This is a genomic window from Paenarthrobacter sp. AR 02, assembly GCF_021538675.1.
In the GTDB taxonomy this organism is placed as follows: Bacteria; Actinomycetota; Actinomycetes; order Actinomycetales; family Micrococcaceae; genus Arthrobacter.
In genome coordinates, this window is the sequence record NZ_JAJUKH010000011.1 from 1 (window position 1) to 19102 (window position 19102).

A 19102-nucleotide genomic window follows, 5' to 3' on the forward strand; every position below is an offset into this window, starting at 1 on the left:
GAGTGGGACACGAGGACCTCCTGGTATCTGTGTTTGCTCTCGACAAGCTCCACATAACACCCGGAGGTCCTCTTTACTTCGTCAATTCCAGCCCCGTGTCATCAACCTGCCGGGACAGTACACCTAGATGGCCGCCGCGCCCCGTTCACCCGTCCGGACCCGGACTGCTTCATAGACATCCACGGTCCATACCTTGCCGTCGCCGGCCCTGCCGGTATTCGAGCTGGCGATGAGGACATCCAGGATGTCGTCCGCCTGTTCGTCCGTAGCCAGGACCTCGATCCGGATCTTTGGCAGCAGGTCCACGTTGTACTCGGCTCCGCGATACACCTCGGTGTAACCCCGCTGCCGGCCGTAGCCGCTGGCTGCACTGACCGTCAGGCCCTGGACCCCGTATGCTTCGAGGCCTTCCCGGACTGCTTCGAGCTTTTCGGGACGGACGATGGCTGTGATGAGCTTCATGCCTGGACACTCTCCTTGCCTTCTGCGGGAGCCTTCTCTTCGGACTTTCCGATCATGGCCTCGTGGAGCGGCTGGAAGCTGCCCCCGTGGCCGTTGACGCCGAACTCGTACGCCGTCTCAGCGTGCAGGCTGAGGTCGACGCCCACGTTCTCCTGCTCCGTGGAGACCCGGAAGCCCATGGTCTTGTGGATGGCGAGGGCGATGATTGCCGTCATGATGGCCGAGAAGACGATTGCGATGCCGGCCGCTGCGAGCTGTGCCCACAGTTGGGTCAGGCCGCCGCCGTAGAAGAGGCCGCCGGCGGTGACGCCTTCGCTTGGAACTGCAATGAAGCCCAGAGCCACCGTGCCGATGATGCCGGATACGAGGTGGACACCCACGACGTCCAGGGAGTCGTCAAAGCCCCAACGGAACTTCAGTCCAACCGCCAGGGCGGAGGCGACACCGGCCACTACGCCCAGTCCCAGTGCACCGACCGGGCTGACGTTGGCACAGGCGGGAGTGATGGCCACCAGGCCGGCGACCACACCGGATGCTGCGCCCAGGGAGGTGGGGTGTCCGTCGCGGATGCGTTCGGTGATGAGCCAGCCGATCATTGCCGCTGCGGGAGCTGCGAGGGTGTTGACCCAGATCAACCCACCCTGCTCAGCAGTGGTTGCTGCGCCGCCGTTGAAACCGAACCAGCCAAACCACAGGATGGCCGCACCGAGCATGACGAACGGGATGTTGTGGGGGCGGTGGTTCGGGTCTTTACCGAAGCCGCGACGGTTACCGATGATCAGGACCAGGACAAGTGCTGCCACACCGGCATTGATGTGCACCACGGTGCCGCCGGCGAAGTCGATGGCCGGGCCGAGGGCCTTTCCGATTGCACCCTCCGGGCCGAACAGGCCGCCACCCCACACCATGTAGGCCAGGGGGCAGTAGACCAGCGTGACCCAGACCGGGACGAAGATGGTCCACGCGCCGAACTTGGCGCGGTCTGCGATCGCGCCACTGATGAGCGCGACAGTAATGATGGCGAAGGTGGCTGCGTAACCGACCTTGATCAGGCCATCAGGGGTGGAAATGCCTTCGAGGCCGAAAGTGGCGAACGGGTTGCCCACGATTTCAAGGAAGCCTTCGCCTGAGCTCATGGAAGCGCCCCACAGCACCCAGACAACTCCGACGATGCCGATGGAGATGAAGCTCATCATCATCATGTTCAAGGCAGCCTTGGCGCGTGTCATGCCGCCGTAGAAAAATGCCAGACCAGGTGTCATGAACAGCACGAGTGCCGCCGCCACCATGACCCATACGTGACCTGCGGTAAGTTCCATGGTGCACGTTCCTCTCTTGCTTTGGTTCTGCGGTTCTACCGCTGTCCTGACGCCTTTTGCGTCCTGCTTAAGAGTTTTGTGCCGCTGTGTTTCACCTGCGCAGGTTTTATATTGCGGGCCGGTTACAACAACCTCCCCAACGTAAATGGTGCATATCCCCGCTGTTACGGATATGTTTCAGGCGTCAGACTTCACCCGAAAACCAAACCGAAGGACCCCAACCGCATGACCCAGCCGCCCCGATCCGTCAAAGCACCAAGGATCCGGCCTGAGAAGACTCCCCTGCCACGCGATATCAAGGTGATGTTGGCCGCGGCGTTCCTGATTGCGTTGGGCTTCGGCCTGGTGGCACCCGTACTGCCGCAGTTCGCCACCACTTTTGACGTTGGTGCAACTGCAGCCGCCGTGATCGTGAGCATCTTCGCTTTCATGCGCTTGGTCTTCGCCCCGGCCGGCGGTGCTTTGATCGGCAGGTTCGGTGAGCGAAACGTCTACGTTTCAGGTCTTCTGATTGTTGCCGTGTCCACAGCGGCATGCGCCTTCGCCCAGGACTATTGGCAACTGCTGATCTTCCGTGGGCTCGGTGGTGCGGGCTCTGTGATGTTCACCGTCGCGGCCATGGGCCTGCTGATCCGGCTGGCCCCGCCCGAACGCCGCGGGCGGGTATCGGGGGCGTATGCCTCGGCATTCCTGATCGGCAGCGTGTTGGGTCCGGTGGTGGGCGGCTTGCTTGCAGGCTTCGGACTCCGCGTTCCATTCCTTGCCTACGCAGGAGCGCTGCTCGTGGCCGCTGCGGTGGTCCGCACCATGCTGAGCGGCGAGGGACAGGCCGCGACCAATGCAAACCCTGCTCCTGCCATGACCCTGAAGGAAGCACTTGCAGACTCGGCCTACCGCGCCGCAGTGTTCTCCAGTTTCGGCAACGGCTGGGTGACTTTCGGCGTTCGTATGGCCACCATCCCGCTGTTTGCGGTGGCGGTGCTGCAGTCGAAGCCGGAGACGGCTGCCTGGGCACTGGCCATCTTCGCGGTGGGCAATGCCAGCGCCCTGACATTCTCCGGGCGGCTGGCGGATGCCTGGGGACGGAAACCCCTGGTGGTGCCCGGACTCGTCATCACAGGGTTGGCTACCGCCGTGATCGGATTGACCACAGATTTGCCGGCATTTCTTGCCGCTTCGGCTGTGGCGGGGTTCGGCTCAGGTTTGCTGGGGCCGGCGCAACAGGCCGCCGTCGCCGATGTCATTGGCCGGGGACGTTCCGGCGGCAAGGTCCTCGCAGTGTTCCAGATGGCGGCGGACACCGGCGCCATTATCGGCCCCATCGTCGCCGGGCTTTTGGCCGATGTTCTGGGCTACGGCTGGGCATTCGGCATTACGGGTGCGGTGCTGCTGGTGACTGCCATCGCGTGGCTCCCCGCGCGTGAACCCCTGGGAAACAAAAACTGACCGACAGCAAGAGGTGTGGGACACCCCTGCTGCCGGCCAGTTAACCGTGTTGTGTGGCTGGGCTGCTAGTTGAGCAGCGCGTCCACGAAGCTTTCCGCATCGAACGGTGCCAGGTCATCCGGGCCTTCGCCCAAGCCAATGAGCTTCACCGGAACACCGAGGGACTTCTGGATGGCCACCACAATGCCGCCCTTTGCCGTACCGTCCAGCTTGGTCAGTACGATGCCGGAGATGTTGACCACCTCAGCGAAAACGCGGGCCTGGTTGAGGCCGTTCTGGCCCGTTGTGGCGTCCAGGACCAGCAGGACCTCGTCGACGTCGGCGAGCTTCTCGATGACCCGCTTGACCTTGCCCAGTTCGTCCATGAGGCCGGTCTTGTTCTGGAGTCGTCCGGCGGTGTCCACCATGACGACGTCGACTTCCTGGTCGATGCCGGCCTTGACGGCCTCATAGGCAACCGAGGCAGGGTCCGCGCCGTCAATGTCCGACTTCACGGTGGGCACGCCCACGCGCTGCCCCCAGGTTGCGAGCTGCTCAGCTGCGGCTGCACGGAACGTATCAGCGGCGCCGAGCAGAACGTCCTTGTCCTCAGCCACCAGCACACGTGCAAGCTTTCCGACCGTGGTGGTCTTGCCCACGCCGTTGACACCGACAACAAGCACGACGGCGGGTCGGTCGCCCTTGCGTTCGACGTTCAGGGAACGGTCCATGCCGGGGTCCACCAGCTTGACGAGCTCTTCGCGCAGCATGGCCTTGACCTCTTCCGGGCTGCGGGTACCCAGAACCTTGACACGTTCACGAAGCGCGTCAACCAACTGCATGGTGGGTTCGGTGCCGAGGTCGGCGAGCAGGAGGGTCTCTTCAACCTCGTCCCACACGTTTTCGTCGATTTTGTCCCCGGACAGAAGCGCCAGGAGGCCTTTACCCAGGATGTTGTTGGATTTGACCAGGCGGGCACGGAGCCGGTTCAGGCGGCCCTCGACGGGGTCCGGTGTATCAATGGCGATGGTTTCGAGCCCGGCGGCGTCGTCGGGAACATCGGTGCCGGCAACCGTTCCGTCAAAGGTGGGTGCCGGTGCTTTGACGGCGTCCGGGTGGTCCTCCACCAGAGTTCCGCCGCCTGCTGCCGAGGACTGGACGGGGTCGTTAGCGTCCCGCGGCCCAGGGTATTTGGCCCCGGATTTCCGGGCCTTCAGCAATACCGGCACGAGTCCGCCGACCACTACGAGCGCAGCGACAATGGACAGAATTATGGGAAGGAAATCGTTCACTCCCCTACCTTCTCATATTGCTAAGCCCCGGCACCGAGCCTCTGGCTGATGACGGTGGAGACTCCGTCGCCGCGCATGGTCACCCCGTAAAGGGCGTCCGCTACTTCCATGGTGCGCTTTTGGTGGGTGATCACGATCAGCTGGCTGGACTCACGCAGTTCCTCGAAAATGGTGATCAGCCGGCCCAGGTTGGTGTCGTCCAATGCGGCTTCAACCTCATCCATGACGTAGAAGGGCGAGGGCCGCGCCTTGAAGATTGCCACCAGCAGCGCAACGGCCGTCAGGGAACGCTCGCCGCCGGAAAGCAGCGACAACCTTTTGATCTTCTTACCGGCAGGCCGTGCTTCCACTTCAATTCCTGTGGTGAGCATGTCGTCGGGATCGGTCAGGACAAGCTTGCCTTCGCCCCCTGGGAACAGGCGCGCGAAGACGTGGTCGAACTGGGCGGACGTGTCAGCAAAAGCTTCGGTGAAGACCTGTTGGACGCGGTTGTCCACTTCCTTGATGATGTCCAGCAGATCCTTGCGGCTGGCCTTAAGGTCCTCCAGTTGGGAGCTGAGGAATTGGTGGCGTTCTTCCAGTGCGGCAAATTCCTCAAGCGCCAAGGGGTTCACCTTTCCCAGGGATGCGAGGTCACGCTCGGCCTTCCTGAGACGTTTCTCCTGCTCCGCGCGGACGAACGGGACGCCCTGAACCACTGGTTCACCATTCTCATCCACCGGTGCCCGCAGCTCGGCCCACTTGTCGTTGCTTGTTCCGGCGGGCACGGGCACGGGCTGGTCCGGACCGTAATCGGCAATCAACTGTTCCGCAGATAGCCCCAGTTCTTCAATGGAGCGCGATTCGAGGGCTTCGATACGCAACCGCTGCTGTGTGCGCGCCATTTCGTCACGGTGCACGGAGTCGGTCAGCTCAGCGAGTTCCTTGGCCAGGGCATCGTTTGCAGAGCGGACCCCTGCAAGTTCCCGCTCCAACTGCTCCCGGGTTTGCTCCGCAAGATCCCGCTCACGCCCGGCAAGGTCAACTGATATGTCCACGAACCGCAGGGTCTGCTCCACAGCCGACGCGACGGCGGCCGCTCGTTGAGCCTGGGCACGTCGACGCTGTGCCCTGCGCGCGGCCTCTTCACGGGCGCGTCGCTCGGTAGCGGCAGCACGCTCCAGGGATGCCGCCCTGTTACTGATGGCGCCGAGTTGTTCTTCCGCAGTCCGGAGGGCCAGCCGGGCTTCGGTCTCCAGCGCACGGGCAGTCCTGGCCTGCGCTCCGAGCTCGTCACGCTGGTCTGTGGACGGCTCTTCCTCGGGAGCTTCCTGGGCCGCTGCAAGGCGTTCCGCGGCGACTTCAAGGTCCAGTTGGGCCTCGGCAATATTGGCCTCGGCCTTTGCCATGGACGCGGCAAGGCGGTCGCTTTCGCCAACGGCGCTGCGCAGGATGGAGTTCAGGTGCCCCAACCTCTCCGCGACGGCGGCCAGGCGGGCATCCGATTCGTGCAGCCGTTCCAGCGCGGCGTCGGCGCGGTCCTGCGCTTCGGCGCGCCGGGCCTGGGCGCCGGCCAGGGCAAAGCGTCCACGCTCCAAACGGGCAGTAACCTCCTGTAGGCGGGCCCCGGCGTCGTCCACTGCGGCCTGGACTTCCAGCAGCGACGGTGCATTGGTTGAGCCGCCCACGACGGTGAGGGTGGTCAGGACATCCCCCTCCAAGGTGACGGCCGTAAGGTCCGGCCGTTCCGCGACCAGCGAGGCTGCCGCCTGGACGTCATCGACGACGACGGTCCCGGCCAGGAGCGCCAACGTACCGTGGGCAGCGGGATCGCCGATTTTCACGACGTCGGCAACCCAGCGACAACCGGCCGGAAGCGCGTCGCCGCTCTGAAGGGCCTGAACGTCGGTTCCACCGACGGCCAAGAGCAGCGTCGCACGTCCGGCGTCGTCCTGCTTCAACAACCCGATGGCGGCAACAGCGTCGGCGGCACCGCCAACCACTACCGCATCGGAAGCGCTTCCCAAGGCGGCGGCAACGGCGGCCTCATATCCCGGCTCGACACTGATCATGGCTGGCAGCGGACCAAGGATCCCCTCCGCTGTGAGGAGCCGGCCGGAGCCGTCCTTGCGCCTGAGTCCCAACTGCAGCGCGTCACGACGGGCCGTCAACGAATCACGCTCGCGAACAGCGTCCCTCTCGGCGGCTTTGAGCTCTTCGATTTCCGCGAGGACTGCGTCAAGGACCCCGATGGCTTCCTCATACTCTGCGTCGAGGCTCTCTTCCCCATCCTCGACACCGGCCACCTGGGTTTCCAGTGCCGTGAACTCGCTTTGGGCCTTCCGGCGCCGCTCGTCGCCCGATGCGAGGGACTCCCTGAGGCGGCCGCGCTCAGCTTCGGCAGCTTCTGCACGGGAACGTGCCGCGGCAACCTGGCCAGCCAACCTGGCCAGGCCCTCCCTGCGGTCTGCGGCGGCCCTCAGCATTGCCGTAAGCCGCTTGTCCTCCGCGGCCGCGAGCGCTTCCGCCCCGTCCTTGGCGACGGTGGCTTCGAGGAGCGCCGCTTGTTTGGCGAGAATGTCATGTTCCAGGGCCGCTTGTTCCTCACGGACGCGAGCCGCTTGCCGTTCAAGCTGGTCCGGATCGCGCCCGGAGTCCACGGCCGCTTCGGAAGAACCGAGGAGCCGACGGCGTTCGGTAGCCAGGGAGCCAAGGGACCGCAGGCGCTCCCGCCCGGCGGAGAGCTGATACCAATGGTCGCGGGCCGCGTTGAGCCGCGGGGTCGCCTCTGCGGCCTGCTGCTCCAGGGCCGCCTGACGTTGACGGCCCACCAGCAGGCCGGCCTCGACCACCTGGCGCCGTTCCTTGAGTGCAGCTTCGTCGGCGACGTCCTGTTCGAGGGAGGTTGTCAGTTGCACGAGGTCGTCCGCGAGGAGCCGGGCGCGGGCGTCCCGGACGTCGAACTGGACCGTCTGTGCCCGTCGTGCGATCTCCGCCTGCTTGCCCAACGGTGTGAGCTGCCGTCGGATTTCCGCAGTCAGGTCGCCAAGCCGGGCAAGGTTGGCCTGCATGGCCTCGAGCTTCCGGACCGTCTTTTCCTTCCGGCGGCGGTGCTTGAGGATCCCGGCTGCTTCCTCGATGAAGCCCCGACGGTCTTCAGGGGTGGCATGCAGGACACGGTCCAACTGCCCTTGCCCGACGATGACATGCATTTCCCGGCCGAGGCCTGAGTCGGACAGCAGCTCCTGAATGTCCAGGAGCCGGCATGGCGCACCATTGATGGCGTATTCGGACCCACCCGTGCGGAAAAGGGTGCGGGAGATCGTGACTTCGCTGTACTCGATAGGGAGGGCGTTGTCAGCGTTGTCAATGGTGAGGGACACATGTGCCCGCCCCAAGGGAGGGCGGCCTGACGTCCCGGCGAAAATCACGTCTTCCATCTTGCCGCCACGCAGCGTTTTTGCGCCCTGCTCGCCCATGACCCAGGCCAACGCGTCCACCACGTTGGATTTGCCCGAGCCGTTGGGGCCGACGACGGCGGTGACGCCGGGTTCGAAGTCGAACGTCGTGGCCGACGCAAAGGACTTGAATCCGCGGACAGTCAGACTTTTCAAATGCAAGGCGCTTCGGTTCTCCTGGATGGACCGTTGGTTGTATCCCCAAATCTACTGCCGATAGGGCGAAATACAGGGATCTGATGCCGGAATGCCTTGCGGGCGGCCAGCCGCACCCCTACACTCCTGCCAAGGGTTACATGGACTTTTCGTTCCGGTGATCCGGCCCAGGCTCGAACTGTTGTTGGCCTGCACCGGATCCGGTCCCGTTTTTCGGAACGACGCGCCCATGTGGCGAACCCGTGTTCCACAACTGAAGATCTAGGTTTGACCCTGGCTGGGGAGTGACAAGCCGGGACCTGCGCATTACCCCGCGGGCCCGTCTTAGCTATCGGCGTACCACTCCAGGAGTTCTGATGCCCGGTCCTTCAGCTTCCCGACCACAGCGAATCTTCAAGGGTCTCCTTTTGCCCGTGGTGATCGCCCTGGTGGGGGCCCTTTTGCCCCTCAGCGCAACGACGGCGATGGCTGTGGGACCCTGCGACCCCGTGGTGAACGCGGTGGCCTGTGAAAATTCGAAGCCCGGCAGCCCGCCCTCGGAGTGGGACATCAATGGCGCGGGCGATGACACCATCCAGGGCTTCGCCACGGACATCAGCGTTAATGCCGGCCAGCCCATTCGGTTCAAGGTCGACACCAAGGCGCCCACCTACACCATCGCGATTTACCGGACCGGCTGGTACGGGGGCAACGGGGCCCGCAAGATCGCCGATGTGACACCGTCCGTATTGCGCCAGACCCAGCCGGCCTGCCGCAGCGATGTCACCACCGAGCTTTACGATTGCGGTACCTGGGCCGTTTCGGCAACGTGGCAGGTTCCGGCGACAGCTGTGTCCGGTGTCTACATCGCGCTCCTCACACGCCCTGATACCGGCGCAAAGAGCCACATCACGTTCATTGTCCGCAATGACGGCAACCGTTCCGCCGTCGTCTTCCAAACCGCGGACGAGACCTGGCAGGCCTACAACACGTACGGCGGCTCGGACTTCTATCAAGGTGCCGCGAACGGACGGGCCTACAAGGTCAGCTACAACCGTCCGATGGCAACCCGTGATGGTCCGAACGGACGGGACTTTTACTTCGCCAACGAATACCCCATGGTCCGTTTCCTTGAACAGAACGGCTACGACGTCAGCTACATCAGCGGCCTGGACGCGGACCGCAGCGGCGCGGAGCTGCTGAACCACAAGGTGTTCCTTTCGGTGGGGCACGATGAGTACTGGTCCGGTCCGCAACGGGCCAACGTCACCGCCGCCAGGGACGCCGGCGTGAATCTTCAGTTCCTTTCGGGGAATGAGATGTATTGGCGGACCCGGTTCGAACCCTCAATAGTGGACGGCACAGCGAACCGCACCCTGACCTGCTACAAGGAAACCTGGGGAAATGCCAAGATCGACCCCAGCACCCAGTGGACCGGCACCTGGCGCGACCCCCGTTTCGCCTCGCAAGCCAACGGTGGTGGCCTGCCCGAGAACGCGGTGACCGGGACCATGTACATGTCCAACCACTCCGACTTGCCTATTACCGTGAGTTCGGACGAAGGCAAGACAAGGCTTTGGCGGAATACGTCCCTGGCATCGATGCCTGCAGGTTCTTCCACGGCGCTGGCAGCCCACACAGTGGGTTACGAATCCGACGAGGACCTGGACAACGGCTTCCGGCCAGCCGGCCTGGTCCGGTTGTCAACCACCGTGGGAAGTGTTCCCGAGTACCTCCAGGACTTCGGTAATACCGTCAAGCCAGGCAATACCACCCATAACGTGACCCTCTACCGGGCAGCAAGTGGCGCCCTGGTCTTCTCAGCCGGCAGCGTCCAGTGGACGTGGGGGCTGGACCAGGAGCACGACGGCGCCGGCGCACCTGCCGATGCCAGGATGCGCCAGGCGCAGGTCAACCTGCTTGCCGACATGGGCGCACAACCCGCCACCCGGGCGGCCGGCCTTGTTGCCGCAGTTGCGAGCACTGACACCACCAAACCCACAGCAACCATCTCTGCTCCGGCCAACGGTGCCACGGTGGCACAAGGCAGCAGCGTCACCGTTACGGGAACTGCCAGCGATGTTGGAGGCGTCGTGGCCGGCGTCGAAGTCTCCACCGACGGGGGCACAACCTGGCACCCAGCCCAGGGCAAGACGAGTTGGAGTTACACCTACGTACAGAAGGGCCTTGCCACGGCAACCGTCCAGGCACGGGCCATCGACGACAGCGCCAACGTGGGTGCTGCCGTGAGCCGCAACCTCACCCTCAACGGCCCCTACAGTGTCTTCGGCCAAACAGTTCCCACTGTCCAGGACTCCGGTGACGGCGGGGCTTATGAAATGGGCTTGCGCTTCACGCCCTCCGTGGATGGCTTCATCACAGGCGTCCGTTTCTACAAGAGCACCGCCAACACCGGAACCCACACAGGCTCCTTGTGGAGCTCCACCGGCGAGCGCCTGGCCACGGCCACATTCACCAATGAGACCGCTTCGGGGTGGCAATCAGTCCTGTTCGCCCAAGCAGTCCCCGTGGCTGCAGGCCAGAAGTACACAGCCTCGTTCTGGGCACCCAACGGACACTACGCCACCAAGGACTATCAGTGGGCCAGCTTTGGCTTCACTGACGCCCCGTTGAAGGTAGCGGGAGGATTCGGGGCGGAGCCGGCCGGCGTTTACAGCACATCGCAAAGTTTCCCGACCACCAGCTACAACGGTGGCAACTACTTCGCAGACGCCATCTTCAGCACCGTAGATACCTCCCCCATGACAGTTTCGGGCCAGACACCTATCCCGTCGTCGTCGAGCGTACCGGTCGACACCAAGGTGAGCGCGGTATTCTCCAAGCCGGTCACCCCGGCCAGCGTCCAACTGACGTTGCAGTCGCCGTCCGGGCCAGTAGCGGGCACTACCGCATATGACGCCGCCACGCGGCGGGCTACTTTTACGCCGTCGAGCGCGTTGGCGTTCAGTACCCAGTTCACGGCGACCTTGGCCGGCACTGACTCAACCGGTGGTCCAGTGACGGCGGGTGGGACCTGGTCCTTCACGACGGCGGCGACCCTCCCGGTTCCCGGTGCGTGCCCCTGCAGCCTTTTCGATGACTCTGTCACACCAGGGATAGCGGAACTGCGGGAAGGCGTACCCGTAACCCTTGGTGTGAGGTTCTCGAGTGTTTCGGCAGGCCAGGTGCTTGGTGTCCGCTTCTACAAGTCCGCCGGCAACACGGGCACCCACAACGGCGCCCTGTACACGGCAACCGGCCAGCAGCTGGCCACGGTCGCGTTCACCAACGAAAGCAGTTCCGGATGGCAGACGGCCATGTTCAGCCAACCCATCCAGATGGCTGCGAATACGGACTACATCGTGTCCTACAAGTCCCTGACCGGGACGTATTCGGCCACGACCAACGGATTCGGTTCGGGTATGAGCGTAGGACCACTGCGGGCAGCTTCTGACGCTGGCGCTTACACGTACAGCGGAGATTTTGCTTCCTCCAGGTCCACAACCAGCTACTTGGTGGACGTCGTGGTCACAGTGCCGAACACTCCATTCACTGTGGGTTCCCAATCGCCGTTGCCCAACGCGTCCAGTGTCCCCCTGAACACCACGGTCAGCGCCGTGCTCTCCGAGGCCGCCGTAGCGTCGAGCGTGAGCACGACGTTGAAAGTAACCGGTGGAGCCGCCGTAGCCGGGACGTCCACCTACGATCCAGCAACGCGTAAAGCCACGTTCACTCCCACAGCCGCCCTCGCAGCAGGGACGGGTTATACGGCCACGGTGACAGCTACGGCGCAGTCCGGACAGCCGATGTCGGGTGGCGGGACCTGGACCTTCACCACGGTTCCGGCACCGAGGACCCCTGGTGTGTGCCCATGCACTCTGTACCAGGACACGGTGACGCCAACGACGCCGGATGCCAACGACGGCGTGCCATTGTCCCTGGGCGTCAGGTTCGCGAGCGACACAGCCGGGCAAGTCACCGGCGTGCGCTTCTACAAGGCGGCCGGCAACACCGGCACGCACACCGGTTCGCTCTACACCGTCAGCGGACAACTGCTCGCTACCGTCACATTCACCAATGAATCCAGCAGCGGATGGCAGACAGCCGTGTTCAGTCAACCGGTGAACATCGAGGCCAACACGGAATACGTGGCCGCGTACAAGTCCCCCACCGGCAGTTACTCCTACTCTGCGGGCGGATTCGGTCCGGGCTTCACCAGTGGACCGCTGCGCACGGACACAGATTCTGGAGAATATGCCTACAACAGCGACTTCCCCAATGCGTCCACCACTGCCAGTTACCTGGTGGACCTGGTCTTCGCTATGCCAACAGCACCCCTCACTGTAACGGAGCAGGTTCCGGCACCGGGCGCCACGGACATCCCCACCGACGTGAAACCGTCCATCACCTTCTCCTCCGGGATCAACGCCGGTTCGTCCTTTACCCTGACGGCGAACGGCTCATCCATTGCAGGGACGGCGGCTCTCTCCTCCGATAGCCGGACGGTCACGTTCACGCCGGCCGGACCCCTTCCCAACAGCACGGTCATCTCAGCCAGCGTGGCCAACGTGGTCTCCCAACAGGGGCAGGCTTACCCCACCACCAACTGGCAGTTCACAACTGCAGCCCCGACCGTCCAGGTGTCCACCATCTTCGGTTCACTGAGCCCCCAGACAGCGTCCGCCTCGGATGCCCTGTCTGTGGAGTTGGGCACGGCCTTCACCGTTTCCCAGGCGGGCAACGTCACCGGCATCCGTTTCTACAAGGGGACCGGAAACACAGGAACCCACGTCGGCTCGCTCTGGAACTCGGCGGGCACGCGGCTGGCACAGGTGACCTTCACCAATGAGACGGCAACAGGATGGCAGACCGCCACACTGGCCACGCCCGTGGCGTTGTCGACCGGCCAGACCTACGTGGTTTCCTACCGTGCCCCCGTCGGCCGGTACTCGTATACGCAAGGCTTCTTCAACCAGACCTGGACGAGCGGTGTGTTTACCGCTTCCGGACCCAATAACGGGCTGTACAGGTACGGCTCAGGAGGCGTCATGCCGGCCAGCTCGTTCGGGGCGACGAACTACTTCGTGGACGTTGTCTACTCAAGTGCCGCACCCGCCCAGCAAGCGGCGGCGGCACCGTCCCCGTCGCCTACCGCGACAGCTACGGCAACGCCTACCCCGACAGCTACGGCAACGCCTACTGCGACACCGAGCCCGACGCAGTCCGGTGGTTTGCTCTGCGGGCTGTTGCCGCTCTGCTGACCACACAGCAGAGGACCTAGTTAACGGGTGGCTTGCTCAACGGATGACGCTGGGCGACCACGCGTGGGCAATGAACATAGCCGGTTGCGAACCGGGATTGGTGCCCAGCTGCCAGATGTTGCTGTCCCCTTCCACGGCCTCATCCGCCAACCCGTAAAGAAGGTTCTGGTTGTCCAGCCATTCAATCTGGTCATCGACGCTTCGCTTCTCGGAAAGGACCGTCTCCTGCCCGGTGGCGAGGTCAAGCACAGCCACCTTCCAATGCGCAGCCAAAGCACCGCCGTCGTTCTTCTTGAAGGCAATCTTGGTCCCGTCGGGCGAAATCGATGGGCACTCCACATTGTCGTGCACAGCGGTCAGCGTCTTTGCTGAGATACTTCCGCGGACCAACCATATACGCCCCGACGACGCCGCCGTGGCGTAGAAGGCATCCTTTTGTCCCGGCACGAACGTCACTCCCCAGATGTTCCTGTCCGTGGCCACCAGCCGTTGTCCGTTGACCAGGAGGGCGTAGTCCTCCAGGTTTTCCGGCGTTCCTCCCGACTGTGTGATCTCCGTGGCCGTCGAGAACCCGGCGGTCGCATACGAGTGGCCCGTGACAAACACGGTGGTGGCGATCAGTGAGCCATCAGGACTGATCCGGGTCCTGCTGGGTATGCCCTTGATGGGCCACGAGCTTTGGGGTTCCCAGTCCCGGTTCAAGAGCGAAGCTTCGAACGCGGTCACCAGCCCGCGGTTGGTCTTCAGGCAGACGGAAGACTCCTTTGTTCCATAAACACGGTCGCATTCCCGTTCGCTGACGGACCTGGTTCCCGCCGGAGCCGAGAGGGGAACGGTTGCTGCGTGGCCGTATCCCTGCCCGGAAGCTGTGTTCCGGAAGAGGACAAAGGGAACACTTGGCAGCGGTTGCGCTGCCGTGACACCCACCGTCGAGGCCGCAGAGCGGCTCTCCTCAAACCGCTGGTAGGCCCCCACCGCGTAGATTCCCGCCCCTGCCAGGACCAAGGCAGTCACGGCCAGCAGAAGGCCCCATCTAACCTTTCCCAGGCCCAGCGCTTCACTCATGCGTCGGCGTCAACGACATTGGCTGGCGAAGTGCCCCGCAGGATGAAAATGACGGCCACAACCACGCACCCAAGCAACGCGCCCGCAATCAGCATGGCTGCCGATGCACCCACCGCGTACCAGAGCACACCGAACCCGGCTGAAGCGATCATCCTGGTGAGCGCCACAACTGTCTGGGCCGAAGCGATACCCGTGGCCAGTTTGCCGGGCGGGGTCAGTTGGCTGGCCAATGCGGCCAATACGCCGTCGGTTGCCGCGTAAAACGCACCCAGCAGAACCAGGCAACCCACTGTGGTACCAAGTCCACCGATGGGCGAAGCCGCAAGGAGATAGGTGGCCAGGAGCGCCACGTGGCCGCCGACAAATACCGGGATCTTGCCTAGGCGGTCAGCCAATCGTCCCAGGGGAACCGCAAACGCCAGGAAGACCACGTTGGTGCCCACGAACAACAGCGGGAACCACTGGACAGCAAAAGAGTCCCTGGCCTGCAGGACCAGGTAGATAAAGCCGTCGCCAATGGTCACCAGGCCCAGGAGCCCTGCAGCGATCAGCACCTTTCCCAGGCCCGGCTCCTTCAGGTGGCTCCACGAAAAAGCGAACAGCCGGCGCCCCTCGCGTTCCGCTGCGTCCGGCAGCCCATCCGCCCGGACGTCCGGCACAATCAGCCCCAGGACGGCAACGCCAATCACAGCGAAAGCAAGCGAGACGACAAAAACCGTGCTGAAACCATTGGGAATCATCAGCAGTACAAAAAACGCGATCAACGGTCCGGCTGCTGCCCCGATATTGTCAAGCATCCGGTGCACCCCGAAGGACCTGGCAAGATGCTCAGGCTGCGCGGACACTGAAATGAGCGCATCCCTGGGGGCAGTGCGTATACCTTTGCCGATCCTGTCCCCCGTGACAATCGCGGCAATCGCCCAGAATCCCCCGGCGAACAGGAAACCTATCCTTGCAACCATGGACAGGCCATACCCGGCCAACGCAATTCGTTTTGGATGGCCACTCCGGTCCGCTGCCCAGCCCGCGGCAATCCTGACGATCGCGCTGGCGCCTTGATTGATCCCGTCAATGAAACCAAATGCGATCGTGGACAACCCCAGGAAGCCGGTCACGTACAACGGGAGAATGGCTGTGACCGACTCCGAGGAGACATCCGTGACCATGCTGACGATGCCCAGCCAGATGATCACCGGTGACAACCGGAACGACACTCCACTCGGCAGTGCCGTTTCCATACCTTGCGGCTTGGCCCGTTTGCCGCCCCGGTCTGAAAGCGAAATGTACATGGCCGCCCCTAGCCCGCCGTCGTATGCAGGGTGCCCAGGAGTTGGAACCGCGAAGCGCCGGTACCCGTCGTCGTCACGGAAACTGTCACGGTATCGCTGCCACGAACGAACCGCGTGGCCACAGCACCGTCAGCGGCGGGAGCTTGTTCAGACCAGAACCCACGGGACACCAGGGACTGGCTGAAGGAGCCCAGCACTTCGCTTTGGGGTTTGGCCACGATCCCATCCGCTGCCACTTGAAGGGCATTGCCCGAGGTCGACACTGAGGTGGAACCTATGGTTGTTCCGGCAGGCAGGGTGAGAATGTCAGCCGGCCACCCGTCCACCACCTTGCCGGCAGCCGTACCCGGCGCAGGCAAGGCACCCGAGATCAAGGGGGCGGGCGCGGATGGTTCGGGCAAGCCGGAAGGGGTCGCGGTCACCGGTGGAAGGACTTCCAGGGGTTTGGCGGTGGACTGGCCGTCGCCGCCGGTCTCCGGGCCGGCGCCAGCCTGGCCCGGCGACGGACTGCCGGACACCGGGGTGCCCTCGCCCGGGCTTGCGCCGGCCGGAGCACCCTGGGTGCCGCTGGAGCTGGGGGCTGGGCGTGAAGTGGAGGAATCCTGCGCAGTGGTGGAGCCGGTCCTTCCAGCCATCTGATCGAAAATGACTGCCACGGCGGCGACCAGCAGGGCAAGGCAAATGCCTGCGATGACCAGCCGCCGCGCCATCATGGTTTGGCCGGGCTGGGTACGCCGCAGAGCGGCTGATTCGGGGCCACGCGTTTCATGGGGACAGTCTGCCATCGCGACCCGGATTCCGGAACAGTTTTGGCGCTACCAACGCCCATTCCGCGGGCGCGGTTGGCACACAGGGCAGGTGTAGGAGGAGCGGTTCATGAACTGCTCCCGTTTGATGACACTCCTGAGCCCGGTTGCTTCGCAGCGCGGGCACAGCTCACCAGCCCGCCCATAGGCGTTAAGGGAACGGGAAAAGTACCCCGAATCACCGTTCACATTCACGTAGAGGGAATCAAAACTCGTCCCTCCTGCAGCCAACGCAGCGTTCATGACCTCTTGCGCGGCCACTACAAGGCGCTCGGCATCGGAACGGCGAAGGGTGTCCGTGGCCCGGGCGTAGTGGAGGCGGGCGCGCCACAGTGCTTCATCGGCGTAGATATTGCCAATTCCCGAGATGACACCCTGGTCCAGGAGCGCCCTCTTGAGGCCCGTCTTGCGGTTCTTGATCTTTCGGTAGAACGCATCGAAGGAAAAGTGAGGGTCGAGCGGGTCCCGGGCGATGTGCGATGCTTCTTCTGCGATCTCGGGCAGGGGCGTTTCGCCAAGGCCGCCAGGGCCGCCGTCGACGGTTGGGATCAACGACGTGACGAAGAGTCCACCGAAAATGCGTTGGTCGACAAACCGCAGCTGCTCCGGCATGCCGTCCACCGGGCTGAGCTGGATCCGGACCTTGAGGTGCTTCTCATCCGGCACCGCCGGATCCTGCATCAACAGTTGGCCGCTCATTCCCAGATGGGCCATCAGCGCCACGCGCGGCATCTCCAAAGCGGGGGCCGCGTGCGTGGTGCCAGCAGGGTTCTCCATGGCCAAGGGCATCCACAGGAACTTCCCGCGTCGAACGACATCCAGGACGGTTGCATGTTCGAGGTTCCCCACGAAATCCTCGGTACCCAAGGCATGCCGCCGGATGGAGCGGGGATCAATGACGTCCACGCCGGTGATGGTCCGGCCACGCACCCAGCGGGCCAGACCTCGGCGTACTACCTCTACTTCGGGGAGTTCCGGCATCCGTCAGGCTTGGGCCGGACCGGCAGCTGATGAGTCCATGGCGGTGAGTGCACGCCAGGCATCGGCAGCAGCTTCCTGCTCCGCCTCTTTCTTGGAATGGCCAGAGCCGCGACCATAGGGGGTCCCACCGATGTTCAGGACGGCTTCGAAAGTCCTGGCGTGATCGGGACCGGAGCCCTCCACGGCGTAGTGGATGGCCCCAAGCTGGCGGCTGGCCGTCAGCTCCTGGATGCTCGTTTTCCAGTCCGTGCCGGCACCAAGGGCGCCTGCGTCCTTCAGGAGCGGACCTACGAGGCGCATGACCAGTTGGCGGGCGGTTTCGATATCGTTCGAAAGGTACGTGGCACCGATCAGGGCTTCCATGGTGTCAGCCAGGATGGACGCCTTGTTCTTGCCGTCGGTCAGCTTCTCGCCTTGCCCGAGGTAAATGAACTCGCCGACGCCGATGGAGCGCCCAATGCCGGCCAAAGCCCGCGTACTGACGACGGCGGAACGCCGCTTGGCTAGTTCGCCTTCAGGCAGCGAGGGGTTCTCACGGTACAAGGAATCGGTGACCGAGAAGCCCAGGATGGAGTCGCCGAGGAATTCGAGGCGCTCGTTGGTGGGGATCCCGCCGTTCTCATACGCGTATGAGCGATGTGTGAGAGCAAGACGAAGCGTCTCGGTGTCAATGGAGACACCGAGACGCTTCAGAAGCTCTTCAGTTGAAGACATCCTTAGTCAGCCTGTACGGCAGATTAGGCGTCTGCGACCTTGCGGCCCTTGTATTCAAGGAACAGCGCGGTGCCGGCAGAGTCAGTGACGACCTTTGCCTGGTGCGGCAGGCTGTAGGTAACCTGACCGTTTTCGATGGTCTTGACCAAGTTGGGGGCAGTTGCCTTCCACTGGGCACGGCGGGCGCGTGTATTTGCGCGAGACATTTTCCGCTTGGGAACAGCCACGGCTATCTCATTTCTCTCTTAGACGAACACTTACTAATCGGTTTGCCGGTCAGTCTTAGCCAGATCAGCTAGGGCAGCCCAGCGAGGGTCAATGACCTCGTGGTGGTGCCCCGGCTCGTCTTCCAGGCGCGCTCCACATTCGGAGCACAGACCCTGGCAGTCTTCCCGGCACACCGGCTGGAACGGCAGCATAGTGACAACTGCGTCCCGCAACACCGGCTCAAGATCGATCAGATCGTACTCGACTCGACGTTGCTCTTCATCGTCTTCCTCGTCGGAAAGCTCAGCGCCTTCGTAGAAGAAAAGTTCTTGCACATTGACCTCAAGGTCATACGCAAGGGGATCCAGGCATCGCCCGCACTCGCCGGTTACTTCGACGACGGCGGAGCCAGATACCAGAATTCCTTCGTGTACGGCCTCCAAGCGAAGATCCAGCTCGATATCCGAGCCTTCCTTCACGCCAATGAGCGCCACACCAAGGTCACTTGGCGCAGGTACATGCTCGTTGAGTGTCCGCATGGTCCCTGGACTGCGTCCAAGGTCCTTGACTACCAGCGCCAAGGGCGAACTTGCATCTCGCTTAATGAGAACTCCTGTAGAACATATGACCGACGTACCATCTTAGCCTGATCTCGCTGGAGGACTCAAACCGACGCCGGGCGCACGCAAAGGCGCGGTGGTTTCAGCTG

Annotated in this window: 13 protein-coding genes; 2 read left to right on the forward strand and 11 right to left on the reverse strand. The window is 63.5% G+C overall.

From position 1 onward, the window contains the following. Positions 1-123 precede the first annotated feature (123 nt). Together LRQ04_RS17000 and LRQ04_RS17005 are read right to left on the reverse strand one after the other, a co-directional pair. Positions 124-462, reverse strand: coding sequence for a P-II family nitrogen regulator (locus LRQ04_RS17000; protein ID WP_017199639.1), 339 nt, complete (start codon positions 460-462; stop codon positions 124-126). Then, entirely contained in the window at positions 459-1781 is a 1323-nt protein-coding gene (locus LRQ04_RS17005; protein ID WP_235521501.1) for an ammonium transporter, read from the reverse strand. The genes LRQ04_RS17000 and LRQ04_RS17005 overlap by 4 nt, the downstream gene beginning before the upstream one ends. A gap of 225 nt (positions 1782-2006) precedes the next feature. Between LRQ04_RS17005 and LRQ04_RS17010 the strand changes: the two genes are divergently transcribed. After that, complete coding sequence (locus LRQ04_RS17010; protein ID WP_235521502.1) at positions 2007-3227, forward strand: MFS transporter; 1221 nt, start codon at positions 2007-2009, stop codon at positions 3225-3227. Between the two features lie 65 nt (positions 3228-3292). On the opposite strand, the gene ftsY is transcribed toward LRQ04_RS17010, so the two are convergent. Together ftsY and smc are read right to left on the reverse strand one after the other, a co-directional pair. Continuing rightward, a complete protein-coding gene (ftsY, locus tag LRQ04_RS17015) occupies positions 3293-4498 on the reverse strand; it encodes a signal recognition particle-docking protein FtsY (protein ID WP_235521503.1) in 1206 nt (401 codons plus the stop codon). Positions 4499-4518: 20 nt separating this feature from the next. Next, positions 4519-8097 carry a chromosome segregation protein SMC gene (gene smc / locus LRQ04_RS17020; protein ID WP_235521504.1) on the reverse strand — a complete coding sequence of 1193 codons (3579 nt, stop codon included), beginning with the start codon at positions 8095-8097 and terminating at the stop codon, positions 4519-4521. A 350-nt stretch (positions 8098-8447) separates the two neighbouring features. On the opposite strand from smc, the gene LRQ04_RS17025 reads away from it, so the two are divergent. Further along, positions 8448-13331, forward strand: a complete 4884-nt coding sequence (locus LRQ04_RS17025; protein WP_235521505.1) for a DUF4082 domain-containing protein — start codon at positions 8448-8450, stop codon at positions 13329-13331. 36 nt (positions 13332-13367) lie between these two features. Here LRQ04_RS17025 and LRQ04_RS17030 read toward each other — a convergent pair whose 3' ends face one another. From LRQ04_RS17030 to LRQ04_RS17060, 7 genes are read right to left on the reverse strand one after another with little or no spacing between them, the layout of a single operon-like run. Then, positions 13368-14396: a hypothetical protein gene (locus LRQ04_RS17030; protein WP_235521506.1), complete on the reverse strand. Its 1029-nt coding sequence runs from the start codon at positions 14394-14396 to the stop codon at positions 13368-13370. Continuing rightward, complete coding sequence (locus tag LRQ04_RS17035; RefSeq protein ID WP_235521507.1) at positions 14393-15685, reverse strand: MFS transporter; 1293 nt, start codon at positions 15683-15685, stop codon at positions 14393-14395. Before LRQ04_RS17035 ends, LRQ04_RS17030 begins: the two co-directional genes overlap by 4 nt. A gap of 8 nt (positions 15686-15693) precedes the next feature. After that, a complete protein-coding gene (locus LRQ04_RS17040) occupies positions 15694-16470 on the reverse strand; it encodes a hypothetical protein (protein ID WP_235521508.1) in 777 nt (258 codons plus the stop codon). Positions 16471-16500: 30 nt separating this feature from the next. After that, positions 16501-17472 carry a bifunctional DNA-formamidopyrimidine glycosylase/DNA-(apurinic or apyrimidinic site) lyase gene (gene mutM, locus LRQ04_RS17045; RefSeq protein WP_235521509.1) on the reverse strand — a complete coding sequence of 324 codons (972 nt, stop codon included), beginning with the start codon at positions 17470-17472 and terminating at the stop codon, positions 16501-16503. 3 nt (positions 17473-17475) lie between these two features. Then, positions 17476-18186: a ribonuclease III gene (gene rnc, locus LRQ04_RS17050; RefSeq protein WP_235521510.1), complete on the reverse strand. Its 711-nt coding sequence runs from the start codon at positions 18184-18186 to the stop codon at positions 17476-17478. 23 nt (positions 18187-18209) lie between these two features. After that, positions 18210-18413, reverse strand: coding sequence for a 50S ribosomal protein L32 (gene rpmF / locus LRQ04_RS17055; protein ID WP_011775139.1), 204 nt, complete (start codon positions 18411-18413; stop codon positions 18210-18212). Positions 18414-18446: 33 nt separating this feature from the next. Next, the gene (locus LRQ04_RS17060) at positions 18447-18974 is read right to left on the reverse strand and encodes a DUF177 domain-containing protein (protein ID WP_235521511.1); all 528 of its coding nucleotides are present in this window, start codon (positions 18972-18974) and stop codon (positions 18447-18449) included. Positions 18975-19102: the final 128 nt, after the last annotated feature.

Bases quoted from the DNA above. Each gene is read 5' to 3' on its own strand.
- LRQ04_RS17025 (WP_235521505.1), top strand. From the start codon at position 8,448: ATGCCCGGTCCTTCAGCTTCCCGACCACAGCGAATCTTCAAGGGTCTC.
- LRQ04_RS17010 (WP_235521502.1), top strand. From the start codon at position 2,007: ATGACCCAGCCGCCCCGATCCGTCAAAGCACCAAGGATCCGGCCTGAG.
- LRQ04_RS17030 (WP_235521506.1), bottom strand. From the start codon at position 14,396: ATGAGTGAAGCGCTGGGCCTGGGAAAGGTTAGATGGGGCCTTCTGCTG.
- rnc (WP_235521510.1), bottom strand. From the start codon at position 18,186: ATGTCTTCAACTGAAGAGCTTCTGAAGCGTCTCGGTGTCTCCATTGAC.
- LRQ04_RS17005 (WP_235521501.1), bottom strand. From the start codon at position 1,781: ATGGAACTTACCGCAGGTCACGTATGGGTCATGGTGGCGGCGGCACTC.
- LRQ04_RS17000 (WP_017199639.1), bottom strand. From the start codon at position 462: ATGAAGCTCATCACAGCCATCGTCCGTCCCGAAAAGCTCGAAGCAGTC.
- LRQ04_RS17040 (WP_235521508.1), bottom strand. From the start codon at position 16,470: ATGGCAGACTGTCCCCATGAAACGCGTGGCCCCGAATCAGCCGCTCTG.
- LRQ04_RS17035 (WP_235521507.1), bottom strand. From the start codon at position 15,685: ATGTACATTTCGCTTTCAGACCGGGGCGGCAAACGGGCCAAGCCGCAA.
- mutM (WP_235521509.1), bottom strand. From the start codon at position 17,472: ATGCCGGAACTCCCCGAAGTAGAGGTAGTACGCCGAGGTCTGGCCCGC.